A 12,126-nucleotide genomic window follows, 5' to 3' on the forward strand; every position below is an offset into this window, starting at 1 on the left:
GTTTTTTGCAACAGAACAGTGAGACAGCGTCCCAAATGATCAATCGCGGCGCACGGACGCCGCATAGACGTGATTCCGGCCGTGCATGTTCGAAACGTAGAGCACCCACTGGCCGTCCGGCGTGAAGGTGACGTTGGGCTCGAGCCGGTAGTCGTGCAGCGACATGTCCACGAGCCGTTCGGCGCGCAGATATTCGACCGAGATCAGGTCCGGCTGGTCGCTGTCGGGATCGCCGTCGACAAGGGGTTCGGGCTTCAGCAGCACCAGCCATTTTCCGTCGGGCGCATGGGCGACCATGTCGGCGTCCCCGCCGTCGCCGGCGAAGACGGTCCCGTCCGGCGCGGTGTTGTAGTGGACCGACCAGGCGTTCTGCTCGACCCGGCGGTAGATGCGTTTGCCAGTCTCCAGATCGACCGAGGCGACCCAGAAGACCTGACCACGAGGGGTCTGCAGGTCGTACATCACCGACTTGCCGTCGGGCGCGAACCACTCGTGGCCGAAGATTTCGAAATTCATCGTGCGCTGGTGCAGCTTCCGCAGGTCGCTGCCGTCGGTCTTGATGGTCCACATCCGGTCGACCCGGTGCCACGGCCCCTCGTGCGAGAAGATGATCCGGTCGGGATCGGTCGGCGAGAACTGCGGGTGGTTCAGCCAGTCGGTGGCCGAATGGATCACGCGACGCCCACCGGTCCGGAGATCGACGACGAAGAGCTCCATCGGCACCCGGGCGGCCCAGCGCTGAAGCATGCGCACGCCCTTGGCCTTGGCGAAGTTCAGCGGGCGGCCGTCGGGGCCGAGGGCGGCGTACTCGGCCTGACCGGCGCGGCGGTTGCGGGGGTCGGGGGCGTCGGGTTGCAGCGGCGGGGCCCCATAGGCGACCGTGCCGACGCAGAGGGTCTCATCGGCGTTGATCGAGGAGAATCCACCTTGTTCCAAGTGGGCGATGCGGCGGGACTGGCCGCTGTCGATGTCTGCCGCGAACAGGGTGCGACCGCGATCGCCGGGCTGGCCCTCGCCCGGATCGACGACGGTGTAATAGACGGTGCGGGTCTTGCGGCCGGTCAGCAGCAGCTCGGCGTTCCCGTCGGCGATCAGCACCGAGCGGCGGAAGCCGTTGTTCAGTTCGACCTTGATGATCCCGGCCGACGACGAGAAGACGAAGACGTCGCCCTCGGGCGTGAACATGCTGCGATAGAAATAGAGCTTGTTGCCGCCCTCGTCGCCGGACAGGCGGACGATGCGGTGACCGGTCTTGGGATCGACCCAGTCGGTCGGGACCGGACCGTCCCACGTCGGCCAGGGCGGAGGCGTGTCGCCGACCTGATGGATCGACGGGGCGGTGTTCGGGGCCGGAAAGACGGGGGCGCCGGCGGGCGCTTCCACCGGCGCGGTCTGGGCCTGGACGGCGCCGGCCAGGGCCCCGACGGCGGGGGCGGCCAACAGGGCCTTCAGGGCGGTGCGGCGCGAGGTCTGGATCGTCATCGGGCGCTTCTCTCTGGGATCAGGGGGCGGGGGTCAGGCCTTCGACCCGGACGGTCCAGCCGTCCTTCGGAAAGCCCGGGGCGTGTCCGGTGGAGCCGTCCCAGCCCGCCGCCATGAGGCCCACGGCCATCAGCAGCGATCCGTTCGACGGGAAATAGGTCTCGGCGGCGCGGCGGTATCCGGGGCCGTCTGGATTGATCGCCATGGTCACACCGCCGGCGCCGGCCGAGACGGGCACCAGTTCGTCGGCATGCTCATCGAGGTGTACGCGCGGCGTCATGCCGGTCGGGCCCCACTGGTTGTTCTTCAGATCGGCGAACAGCCAGTCGACGGCCTTCTCGGGCTCGCCCAGGCGCGCGGCCGTCATGGCCATCATCGGGAAGTCCCAACCCCAGGTCTGGCGCACGTCCCAGTTCGCCTCGACCGCCGCGAAGGTCCGGCGCATGGCCTCCGGATCGATGCGGGCGCCGGGGATGAAGCCGTAGGCCATCAGGAAGGAGGGGTGGTCGCGGTTCTTGCACTGGGCTGCGGAGGCGTGTTCGCGGCAGGCGTCGGAGGCTGCCGTCTCCCAGAAGTCGGGGGCGCTCTCGACCGGCAGATAGAGGCCGTCGCGCATCGGCGGCGGGGCCATCTTCGCCAGCGCCTGATCCCAGTCGGCCCGGCGGGCCTGGCCCTTGCGAACCCGCCACTGCTGGGCCGTCTCGAGCGCCCAGCGGAAATACTCCAACTCGAACGTCGGATTGGTCGTGGTCAGAGGGTCATAGTTCTCCTGGGCCGGAATCATGGGCGGGCCGAGATTCAGACGCCCGTCGCGTTCGATGGGCCACGAGGCGAGGAGGTCGGCGCTCGCCTCGACCAGTTCGCCATAGCGATCGAGCACGGCCGGGTCGTTGTCGGCGCGCCAGACCAGTTCAGCCAGCAGGATCGGATGCGGCTGCTGCCACATGATGAAGGGCGAGACGAGGCTGGGGCTGTTGCGGCCTTCCGGTCCCGTCATCTTGGGCCACCAGGCGCCGCGCACGCCGTGGCGCGCGGCCTCGGCGCGGGCGTTGTCGAGGTTGCCCACATACCAGGGCAGGCTGCGCTCCAGCAGGTCCGCGTGGCCCCACACGGCCTGCCAGCCCGAATGCCAGGGGTGCATTTCCAGATGGAATTTGCCGTACCAGCTGTTGGAAAAGAGGCCTTCCTCCTGCGGCGGCAGCTCCCCTGCCCCGTTCACGGCGGACAGGTATTGGGACAGCACGACGCGACGCTCCAGCTCGGCCGCGCGCGGATCGGTGGAGCCGGAGAAATCGACGGCGCCGCCGTTGGTCCAGAAGTCATGCCAGTGACCGGCCGTGGTGCGGGCGCCGGCCTCGAACTCTGGCGTCGGGACGGTGGGCTCGGCCTGATCAAAGCGGACCATGACGGTCAGGCGATCACGGCCGCTGGCGCCGACGCGGAACTCCGTGTCGCCCGCTTGGGTGACCTGACCATTGCCCGAGATAGCGGAGGTGAATGAGGTGTCGTCGATCGTCCGCCGAATGCGCGTTTCGTGATCCGTCTGCGCCGTGATGGAGAGGCTCTGACGCCCTTCGTTCTCCAAACTCGTCGGGTCGGGATTGATGGCCGGAGCGACGGTCGGATAGCGGACGCGGACGCCGAGACCCGCGCTTCGAACTAGGGGTGAATCGATCTCGACCATGACCATGTCGAGCGTCGGGTGGACCCGGGTGATGACCTCGATCGGGGTCCCGTCATAGGTGAAGCGGCTGGTCAGGGCTCCGGTCCAGAGGTCGAGCGTCTGGCGCGTGTCGGCGACCCTGGCGAAGTCGAGGGCGGCGCCGTCGGCCAGCGTCAGCCCGATCCGGCTCAGCGAAAACCGGTGCGGGTTGGCGCGCAGCCAGGTGTAGGCGGGGTTGGTCTCCGCATCGGCCCAGGACCGCATCCAGGCGTAGGGCTGTTCGCCGCGGCCGGGGACCGGCACGTCGATCAGCCCGTTTTCTTCGGTATAGCCCTCGGGATTCGGGAAGGTGTGCCAGGCCCACTGGGCCATGGTCAGGAGGGGGGCAAGTTCGGAGTATTGCTCGGAGAAGGTCTGCAGCCCCGTGATGTCGGCGGTGAAGCCGAGGTCGCCGTTGCCCAGCATGATCGGCGCATGGCGGTCGATGGCCGTCAGGGTCACGTTGTGGCGGGTGACCAGGGCCTGCCGATCGATGGGGGCGGCCGGAGCAAAAGCGGCGGTCGGGGCGAGGGTCTGGGCGCAGCCGGCCATGGGCGCGGCCATCAGGACGGCGAGACAGGCGGCGGCGATCAGGCGCTGCGTCCGGGTGCGGGTCGGGCTGACCATGGCGGTACTCCTGGGGTCCTCGGGCCTGACCGTCTGCGCGGTCTTCGGCGAAATCAGATGCGGTAGATCGCCTCGGCGTTGGAGGCGAACAGGCGGTCGCGCTCGGCCGGGCTGAAGCCTGACGTCACGAGATCGAAGGCGGCATAGACGGCGTCGAATGCGCCGTGGACGCGGTCCACCGGGAAGTCGGAAGCGAACATCGACCGCTGCGTCCCAAAGGTTTCGATGCACTGGAGGATGATCGGGCGGACGCTGTCGACGGTCCAACCGCGGTCGGTGATGCCGAGGCCGGAGATCTTGATCGAGACCTGAGGCTGGGCGGCGAGAAGGCGCAGGCCTTCGCGCCAGCGCTGCAGACCGACCTCGTCCCGGTCAGTGGGCAAGCCGGCATGATTGACGACCATGGGGATATCCGGATGACGCGCGGCGATGGCGGCGGCCGTGCTCATCTGGGACGGATAGAGCTGCAGGTCGAAGGACAGACCGTGCTTCTCCAGCTTCGCGAACCCCGCCTCCCACGCAGGATCCTGAAGGAGGTCGCGCGCGGTGTAGGTCTTCAGCGGATCGACATGCCAGCAGACGATCTGACGGATGCCGCGCACATTCTTCCGCGCCGCATGCGCCTCCAGAAGCGCGTCGAGATCGGGGTCCAGCAGGTCGGCCCCCGCCACGATCCCCTGGGGGTAGCCGTAGTCGTCGGCCATGGCTTGCAACCACTCGGTCTCGCCGAGCTGTTGGCCGATCGGCATGCCCGCTTCGACGTGGACGATCTTGTCGATCCGCCACGGCTCGGCGTCGGCCAGATAATCCTTCAGCAGATAGTTCCGGTGGGCGATGCCGCTCACGTCGCCCGCCGGATTGTTGGGCAGGGGCTCGTCCTGCAGCCAGCCGTAGCGGGCGCGCGACAGGTCCCACAGGTGGACGTGCGGATCGACGATGCGAAGGTCCGACGCCACCCGCCCGCGCCTAGTAGGTGGTCCGCCCGCCCGACGTATCGAACGTCGAGGCGGTGGTGAAGCTGCATTCCTCCGAAGCCATGAAACAGACCATGGCGGCGCTTTCCTCGACCTCGCCCAGGCGGCCCATCGGGATCTTGGAACGCATGTAGTCGACCTGGCTCTGGGGCAGTTGCTCCAGGATCGGGCTCTCGAAGGTGGCGGGGGTCAGGCTGTTGGCGATGACGCCCTTGCCGGCCAGTTCCTTGCCCAGCGACTTGGTGAAGCCGATGACGCCGGCCTTGGACGCCGAATAGGCCGAGGCGTTCGGATTGCCTTCCTTGCCCGCGACCGAGGCCACATTGACGATCCGGCCGTAGCCGTTTTCCAGCATGAAGGGGACGACCGCTCTGCTGCAGTAGAAGACGCCGTTCAGGTTGATCTCGACGACGCGTTCCCAGCTGTCGATCGGGAACTCGTGCACCGGAACCGTGGCGCCCGTAATCCCGGCCGAGGCGATCAGGATGTCGATCTTGCCCAGCATTTTGTTGGCTTCGGCGGCGGCCGCGGCGACGGCGGACGAGTCCGAGACGTCCAGCGCCACACAATGCTGGGCGCCGATCTCGGCGGCGGCTGACGACAGGGCCTCGGCGTTCAGATCCCACAGCGAGACCTGGCCGCCTTCCTGGATGATGCGCTCGGCCGAGCATTTGCCGAGGCCCGAGGCGCCGCCGGTGACGATGGCCGTGCGGCCCGCGAAGCGTCCTGCGTAGGCGGTCATGCCGCGACATCCTTCGACCACGCCACGACCGACTGACGCTGAACGCCGAGCTTGTCGATGCCCAGTTCCATCACGTCGCCAGCCTTCAGATAGAAGGGCTCCGGCTTCTGGCCCAGGCCCACGCCCGGAGGCGTGCCCGTGGTGATCAGGTCGCCCGGCTCCAGCGTCATGAACTGGCTGACGTAGGCGACGATCTCGGCCACGCCGAAGATCATCGTTTTCGTGTTTCCGGTCTGCATCCGCTTGCCGTTGAGGTCGAGCCACATGTCCAGGTCCTGCACGTCGCCGACCTCGTCGGTGGTCACGATCCAGGGGCCGACGGGGCCGAAGGTGTCGCACCCCTTGCCCTTGTCCCACGTGCCGCCGCGCTCGGTCTGGAAAGCGCGTTCGGACACGTCGTTGATCAGGACATAACCGGCGACGTGGTCCAGGGCGTCGGCCCGTTCCACGTACGAAGCCGGGCGGCCGATGACGATGCCCAGTTCGACTTCCCAGTCTGTCTTCTCGGAGCCGCGTGGAATGACAACGGTATCATTCGGGCCGGTCAGGCAGGAAATCGCCTTCATGAAAACCACCGGCTCGGAAGGCTCCGGCAAGTTCGACTCTGCGGCGTGGTCGGCGAAATTCAGACCGATGGCGATGAATTTGCGGCTGCCGTTGACCGGCACGCCATAGCGTTGCTCGCCCTCGACCAGCGGCAGGCTCGTCGGGTCGATCGCTTGCAGCGCGGCCAGGCCTTCGCCATGCAGTTCGTTCGGCGTGATGTCGGCGACGACGCCCGACAGATCGCGGATGCGACCCTGGACATCGAGCAGACCGGGCTTCTCGGCGCCCTTGGGACCGTAACGCAGCAGTTTCATTCGTCGGGCCTTTTCTCAGCGCGCGTAGGGACGGTGCAGGGCGATGTCGCGGTTCAGCTCGACGCCGAAGCCCGGGGTGTCGGGGACCTTGAGCCGGCCGTTCACGGGCACGGGCTCGCCGATCAGCTGGGGATGGAACATCGGCACGACCTCGTCGGCGCCGGGGGCCATCATCAGAAACTCCGCGAACGGGCTGTTATGGCGCGTCACGACGAAGTGGTAGGAATAGACGCTGGATCCGTGCGGGATCATCAGCACGCCCTTGGCGTCGGCCATGGCGGATATCTTGATCAGTTCGGTCACGCCGCCGCACCAGCCCACGTCGGGCTGGATGATGTCGCAGCACTCCATCTCCAGCAGCATCCGAAAGCCCCAGCGCGTGGCCTCGTGCTCGCCTGTGGTGACGAGCATACCGTCGGGGGCGTTCTTCTTCAGCGCCTGATAGCCCCAGTAGTCGTCGGGGCTCAGCGCCTCTTCGATCCACTTCAGACCCAGCTTGTGCGCCTCGTGCGCCAGGCGGGTGGCGTAGTTCAGATCCAGCGCCATCCAGCAGTCGAACATCAGCCAGAAGTCGTCGCCGCAAGCGTTTCGCATGGCTTCGAGTTCGGCGAGGTTCTTGCGCAGCCCCTCCTCGCCCTCGGCCGGGCCGTGGTGCAGGGGCATCTTGCCGCCGATGAAGCCCAGTTCCTTGGCTTTGTCCGGGCGCGCGCCGGTGGCGTAGAACTGCAGCTCGTCCCGCACAGGACCGCCCAGCATGGCGAAAACCGGTTCCTGACGCAGGCGGCCCAGCAGATCCCACAACGCCAGGTCGACGCCGGAGATGGCGTTCACCACCAGACCTTTGCGGCCATAATATTGGGTCGAGAAATACATCTGATCCCAGATTTTCTCGACCTCGCTGGGATCGCGGCCCTCCAGGAAACGCGCCAGGTGTTTCTCGACGATATAGGCGGCTGGTTCGCCGCCGGTCGTCACAGCGAAACCAACGACGCCGTTCTCGGCCTCGATCTCCACGACAAGCGTGCCCAGAACATTGATGCCGAAGCTTCGGCGGCTTTGGCGGTACTCGGGATATTTCGCCATCGGGGTGGCTATGTGATCGTCGATCCAGTGGCCGTCGCCCTGGTCGTGATAGTCGGCACCGCCGCCCGTGCCGTCATTCTTCACGACATAGGCGCGCACAGCCTTGATGCGAGACAGGCGGCTCATCGCGACATCGCTCCTTGGCGATTGTTTCCCATATTGCGGGATGACACTGGCGTTTCTCCGCGTGCCGCGTCAAACTGACGATCCAATCGGCCGCCGACTTGCGCGTTTTGCTACATTCTGAAACAGGTGATTACGTGATGGGACAAACAGCGTCAATCGAGCTCGAAACGGAAGAACCGGCCACGGGCAAGGCGTCGGGCAGCCAGACCCTGATGCGCGGTCTGGACGTGATCGAGGCCCTGATCGACGGTCCCCTGCCCCTGGCCGAACTGTCGGAGCGGCTGGAGCTGACGCGTAGCACGACGCACCGTCTTGCCGCCGCCCTGGTCGACCGTCGCCTGCTGTCCTTCCGCCCGCGCGAGGGCTACACCCTGGGGCCGAAGCTGCTGGAGCTGGGCCACGCCGCCAGCCAGCAGATGCACCTGCCCCGCATCGCCCGGCCCTGGCTGGAACACCTGTCGGCCCAGACCGAGGACACGGTGCACCTGGGCGTGCTCGACGGCCACGAGGCCCTGTATCTCGACAAGGTGGCTGGTCGTCGTCGGATCAACATCGGGTCCAAGCTCGGCGAACGACACCCGATCGCCTCGACGGGTCTGGGCAAGGCCTTGATCCTCGACAAGACCGAACCGGAGTGGACCGAGTTTTACGCCCCCGAGGGCAAGCCCTTCGATTCGACCGCTCGCGCCGTCTGGCTGGAGCGGATGCGCGGCTATGCGACCAAGGGCTACGCCTTTGATCTGGAGGAAAACGAGGATCAGATCCGCTGCGTCGCCGCCCCCGTGCGCGGCGTGGACGGCAAGGTCGTCGCCGCCGTCAGCGTTTCGAGCGCCGCCCAGTACATGTCCGACGCCCGCATGGCCGAGCTGACCAAGACGGTCACCGACGCGGCCAACGCCATCAGCCGGGACCTCGGCTGGGCCCCCAAATCCTGAACCACGAAGCCGGAGCCGCCATGCTGCTTGAGAACAAGGTCGTCCTCGTCACCGGGGGCTCACGCGGCATCGGAGCGGCCATCGCCATCGAAAGCGCGCGTCAGGGCGCCGACGTGGCCATCCATTCGAACAAGGGCGGCGAGGTCGCAGCCGAGGTGATCGCCCAGGTCGAGACGCTCGGTCGCCGCGCGATCCACGTCGAGGGTGACGTGGCCGACCACGAGAGCGCGCAGGTGTTCGTTGACGCCGCGGTCGAGGCCTTCGGCCGGGTCGACGTCTTCGTCTCCAACGCCGGCATCTGCCCCTTTCACGCCTTCCTCGACATGCCGCCCGAGACGCTGAAGCGCACGATGGAGGTCAACCTGCACGGGGCCTATTTCATGACCCAGGCGGCGGCCAACCAGATGGTCAAGCAGGGCGACGGCGGATCGATCGTCGCCGTCAGCTCGATCAGCGCCCTGGTCGGCGGCGAGTACCAGACCCACTACACGCCGACCAAGGCGGGGGTGCACAGCCTGATGCAGTCCTGCGCCATCGCGCTGGGCAAACACGGCATCCGCTGCAATTCGGTCCTGCCTGGCACCATCCTGACCGACATCAACAAGGACGATCTCGCCGATCCGGCGAAGCGCGAATACATGGAAGGCCGCATCCCGCTGGGCCGTCTGGGCCAGCCGGAGGACCTCGGCGGACCGGTCGTCTTCCTGGCGTCGGACCTGGCGAAATATGTGACCGGCGCGGCCCTGCTGGTCGATGGCGGGATGTTCGTGAACCTGCAATAGGCGTCGCCGTGATCATCTCCTCCCCCGGCGATTTCCGCGAGGCCGCACGGCGCAAGCTGCCGCCCTTCCTGTTCCACTACGTCGACGGCGGCGCCTATGCGGAACAGACCCTGCGTCGGAATGTCGAAGACTGGGGCGACGTGCCTCTGCGCCAGCGGGTGCTGGGCGGAGTCGGCGAGGTCGATCTGACGACACGGCTGTTCGACGACATTCTGAGCCTACCGGTCGTGCTGGCGCCCGTGGGCCTGACCGGCATGTACGCCCGGCGCGGCGAGGTGCAGGCGGCTAAGGCGGCGGCCGCGCGCGGCGTGCCCTTCACCCTGTCCACCGTCTCGGTCTGCCCGATCGAGGAGGTGGCGCCCGCCATCGATCGGCCGATGTGGTTCCAACTCTATGTCCTGCGCGACCGGGGCTTCATGCGGAACGCGCTGGAGCGAGCGAAGGCGGCCGGCGTGAAGACGCTCGTCTTCACCGTCGACATGCCCGTGCCGGGGGCCCGCTATCGCGACGCCCATTCGGGCATGAGCGGGCCGAACGCCGAGGTGCGCCGGATGGTGCAGGCGATGACCCATCCGGCCTGGGCCTGGGACGTGGGTCTGCGCGGCACGCCGCACGACTTGGGCAATGTGTCGCGCTACCTCGGCAAGGCCACGGGGCTGGCCGACTATATCGGCTGGCTGGGCGCCAATTTCGATCCGTCGATCTCGTGGAAGGATCTGCAGTGGATCCGCGACTTCTGGGACGGGCCGATGATCATCAAGGGGATCCTCGACCCTGAGGACGCGAAGGATGCGGTCAGCTTTGGGGCCGACGGGATCGTGGTGTCGAACCATGGCGGGCGTCAGTTGGACGGTGTCCTGTCCTCAGCCCGCGCCCTGCCTGCCATCGCCGATGCGGTGAAGGGCAAGCTGACGATCCTGACCGACTCGGGCATCCGCAACGGGCTCGACGTCGTCCGCGCTCTGGCGCTGGGCGCCGATGCGGTGATGCTGGGCCGGGCCTTCGTCTATGCGCTGGCGGCCGGCGGACAGGCGGGGGTCGAGACCCTGCTGGACCTGTTCGCGAAGGAGATGCGGGTCGCCATGACCCTGACCGGCTCTAACAAGATCAGCGATATCGGGCCGGACGCGATCGCCCGGCCCTAGTCTCGTCAGCGGCCGATGTAGTTGCCGTAGCCGATGATGACGGTGGCCAGAACCAGAAGGCCGATGCCGGAGAAGACCATCAGACGCGCCTTGGTCGGGGCGCCCTTCCACTCCTTGAAGGCGAAGCCCCACAGAGCGCCGAAGATGATGATGCTGGCCATGTGCAGGGTCCAGGACGAGAAGCCGAAGCGACCCATCTGGCTCTCGCCCATCGTGTAGAAGAAGAACTGGAAGTACCAGATCGTGCCGGCCACGGCCGAGAACAGGTAGTTCAGGGCCAGCGGCAGTTTGCCGGCGACGGGCATGGAGGGATCCTCCGGCGCCATCTTGCCGACGAACTGACCGGCCGACCTGTTGCGCGCGATCAGGACGCCGCACCAGACGGCGTTGGTGATCAGGCCGCCGAACATGACGATGCACAGGACCGGCAGACCGACCCAGAGCGGACCCGTGCCGGCCGCGGCGCTGAGCTGACGGATCGGCTCGCCCGCCGCGAGTCCAAAGGCGAAGCAGGACGACATGACGCCTGAAAAGATCGCGACGCCGATGCCCTTCCTGAAGTCGAACTCGGCGATGGCGGCGTTGTCGACCGGCTCGCCCTTCTTCGCCCCGGCCATGGCTACGACGATGATGCCGAGGAGGGTCACCAGAAGACCCAGCAGGATGACGTTGCCCGACGGGCTGCCGATCAGGTTGTCGTAGAAGGTCCCCTGGAAGATCGGCGGGATAAGGGTGCCGAACACGGTGCAGAGACCCAGCACCACGGCCATTCCCAGCGACAGGCCGAGATAGCGCATCGTCAGCCCGTAGGTCAGGCCGCCGAAGCCCCAGAGACAGCCGAACAGCACGCAGTAGCCGATCGTCGAGGACGGCGTCGCCGACAGCACCCCCATCAGGTCCTGGGTCTGGATCGAAGCGAAGAACCAGGGCGCGACGACCCAGGAGAAGACGCCGCCGGTGATCCAGTAGATCTCCCACGACCAGCGCTTCACGCTGCGGTAGGGTACGTAGAAGCTGGCGGCGGCCAGACCGCCCAGCCAGTGGAAGAGGACGCCGATAAACGGATTGGCGGGCATGGTTCAGACCTCCACGACGGACAGGCGATGGAAGGTCGGAAGGAGAGCGGAGGTCAGCGGAGGCCGACTGTCGATGTTCCGTCCCGTTCCCACATTTGCGCCATGCGGTTCATTATTTGGATTTACCCTAGAGGGCGGTGAGCGACCCCGTCAAGCGACGGCGGACGGCCTATTCGAGATGAAACATCTCGATCAGCGGCGCCTGGACCGGTTCGCCCGAGGGTTCGGTTTCCATGATGTCTGCCATGTGCGCCCACCACTGTTTCATCACAGGGAGGTCCGACAGATCGTCCATGCGATGATCGTCGCTCCGCCAGAGCGTGGCGAACAGCTTGCTGCTTTCGGGCTCCAGATGGATGGAATAGTCGCGCACCCCGGCCTGATAGAGGGCGTCGCGGAGGTCGGGCCACAGGGCGTCATGGCGCGCCTTGTAGTCCTGAGCGGCGCCGGGGTTGAGCCGCATGCAGAAGGCGATCTTTTGCATCGAGAGGCTCCTGAGAGTGCGACATGTTGACCACATCATCTCATCATATAAAATGCTTCTCAACATAATGAGAAAGCGACGCGTCTGTCGCTTCCAGACAGGGACGGC

The 12,126-nt window shown here is 66.6% G+C and carries 11 protein-coding genes; 3 read left to right on the forward strand and 8 right to left on the reverse strand.

Annotated features, from left to right (window positions below; all coding sequences use genetic code 11):
* Nucleotides 1–39: 39 nt before the first annotated feature.
* Genes O5O43_RS10705 through rhmD form a run of 6 tightly spaced genes read right to left on the reverse strand, consistent with a single transcriptional unit; the run spans nt 40 to nt 7,596 of the window.
* Nucleotides 40–1,482 (reverse strand): oligogalacturonate lyase family protein, encoded by a 1,443-nt coding sequence (locus tag O5O43_RS10705; RefSeq protein WP_271083871.1) that lies wholly within the window; start codon nt 1,480–1,482, stop codon nt 40–42.
* A 19-nt stretch (nt 1,483–1,501) separates the two neighbouring features.
* Nucleotides 1,502–3,811 carry a hypothetical protein gene (locus O5O43_RS10710; RefSeq protein WP_271083872.1) on the reverse strand — a complete coding sequence of 770 codons (2,310 nt, stop codon included), beginning with the start codon at nt 3,809–3,811 and terminating at the stop codon, nt 1,502–1,504.
* A gap of 53 nt (nt 3,812–3,864) precedes the next feature.
* Nucleotides 3,865–4,767: an amidohydrolase family protein gene (locus tag O5O43_RS10715; protein ID WP_271083873.1), complete on the reverse strand. Its 903-nt coding sequence runs from the start codon at nt 4,765–4,767 to the stop codon at nt 3,865–3,867.
* Between the two features lie 10 nt (nt 4,768–4,777).
* Nucleotides 4,778–5,527: an SDR family NAD(P)-dependent oxidoreductase gene (locus O5O43_RS10720; protein WP_271083874.1), complete on the reverse strand. Its 750-nt coding sequence runs from the start codon at nt 5,525–5,527 to the stop codon at nt 4,778–4,780.
* On the reverse strand, nt 5,524–6,387 hold the full coding sequence (locus tag O5O43_RS10725; RefSeq protein ID WP_271083875.1) for a fumarylacetoacetate hydrolase family protein: 864 nt from the start codon (nt 6,385–6,387) through the stop codon (nt 5,524–5,526). Before O5O43_RS10725 ends, O5O43_RS10720 begins: the two co-directional genes overlap by 4 nt.
* Before the next feature lie 15 nt (nt 6,388–6,402).
* Nucleotides 6,403–7,596, reverse strand: a complete 1,194-nt coding sequence (rhmD, locus tag O5O43_RS10730; protein WP_271083876.1) for an L-rhamnonate dehydratase — start codon at nt 7,594–7,596, stop codon at nt 6,403–6,405.
* A 137-nt stretch (nt 7,597–7,733) separates the two neighbouring features.
* Between rhmD and O5O43_RS10735 the strand changes: the two genes are divergently transcribed.
* Genes O5O43_RS10735 through lldD form a run of 3 tightly spaced genes read left to right on the forward strand, consistent with a single transcriptional unit; the run spans nt 7,734 to nt 10,458 of the window.
* Nucleotides 7,734–8,531 carry an IclR family transcriptional regulator gene (locus O5O43_RS10735; RefSeq protein WP_271083877.1) on the forward strand — a complete coding sequence of 266 codons (798 nt, stop codon included), beginning with the start codon at nt 7,734–7,736 and terminating at the stop codon, nt 8,529–8,531.
* Nucleotides 8,532–8,551: 20 nt separating this feature from the next.
* On the forward strand, nt 8,552–9,313 hold the full coding sequence (locus O5O43_RS10740; RefSeq protein ID WP_271083878.1) for an SDR family NAD(P)-dependent oxidoreductase: 762 nt from the start codon (nt 8,552–8,554) through the stop codon (nt 9,311–9,313).
* Nucleotides 9,314–9,321: 8 nt separating this feature from the next.
* On the forward strand, nt 9,322–10,458 hold the full coding sequence (gene lldD / locus O5O43_RS10745) for an FMN-dependent L-lactate dehydrogenase LldD (protein ID WP_271083879.1): 1,137 nt from the start codon (nt 9,322–9,324) through the stop codon (nt 10,456–10,458).
* 5 nt (nt 10,459–10,463) lie between these two features.
* On the opposite strand, the gene rhaT is transcribed toward lldD, so the two are convergent.
* Both rhaT and O5O43_RS10755 read right to left on the reverse strand, forming a co-directional pair.
* Nucleotides 10,464–11,534, reverse strand: a complete 1,071-nt coding sequence (gene rhaT, locus O5O43_RS10750; RefSeq protein WP_271083880.1) for an L-rhamnose/proton symporter RhaT — start codon at nt 11,532–11,534, stop codon at nt 10,464–10,466.
* Nucleotides 11,535–11,703: 169 nt separating this feature from the next.
* The gene (locus O5O43_RS10755; RefSeq protein ID WP_271083881.1) at nt 11,704–12,018 is read right to left on the reverse strand and encodes an L-rhamnose mutarotase; all 315 of its coding nucleotides are present in this window, start codon (nt 12,016–12,018) and stop codon (nt 11,704–11,706) included.
* Nucleotides 12,019–12,126 lie beyond the last annotated feature (108 nt).

Source organism: Brevundimonas sp. NIBR11, from assembly GCF_027912535.1.
Classification (GTDB): Bacteria; Pseudomonadota; Alphaproteobacteria; order Caulobacterales; family Caulobacteraceae; genus Brevundimonas.

What these genes read in the sequence shown, in the direction of transcription:
- O5O43_RS10705 (WP_271083871.1), bottom strand. Translation starts at nt 1,482, where the DNA reads ATGACGATCCAGACCTCGCGCCGCACCGCCCTGAAGGCCCTGTTGGCC.
- rhmD (WP_271083876.1), bottom strand. Translation starts at nt 7,596, where the DNA reads ATGAGCCGCCTGTCTCGCATCAAGGCTGTGCGCGCCTATGTCGTGAAG.
- O5O43_RS10735 (WP_271083877.1), top strand. Translation starts at nt 7,734, where the DNA reads ATGGGACAAACAGCGTCAATCGAGCTCGAAACGGAAGAACCGGCCACG.
- rhaT (WP_271083880.1), bottom strand. Translation starts at nt 11,534, where the DNA reads ATGCCCGCCAATCCGTTTATCGGCGTCCTCTTCCACTGGCTGGGCGGT.
- O5O43_RS10710 (WP_271083872.1), bottom strand. Translation starts at nt 3,811, where the DNA reads ATGGTCAGCCCGACCCGCACCCGGACGCAGCGCCTGATCGCCGCCGCC.
- O5O43_RS10725 (WP_271083875.1), bottom strand. Translation starts at nt 6,387, where the DNA reads ATGAAACTGCTGCGTTACGGTCCCAAGGGCGCCGAGAAGCCCGGTCTG.
- O5O43_RS10755 (WP_271083881.1), bottom strand. Translation starts at nt 12,018, where the DNA reads ATGCAAAAGATCGCCTTCTGCATGCGGCTCAACCCCGGCGCCGCTCAG.
- O5O43_RS10720 (WP_271083874.1), bottom strand. Translation starts at nt 5,527, where the DNA reads ATGACCGCCTACGCAGGACGCTTCGCGGGCCGCACGGCCATCGTCACC.
- O5O43_RS10740 (WP_271083878.1), top strand. Translation starts at nt 8,552, where the DNA reads ATGCTGCTTGAGAACAAGGTCGTCCTCGTCACCGGGGGCTCACGCGGC.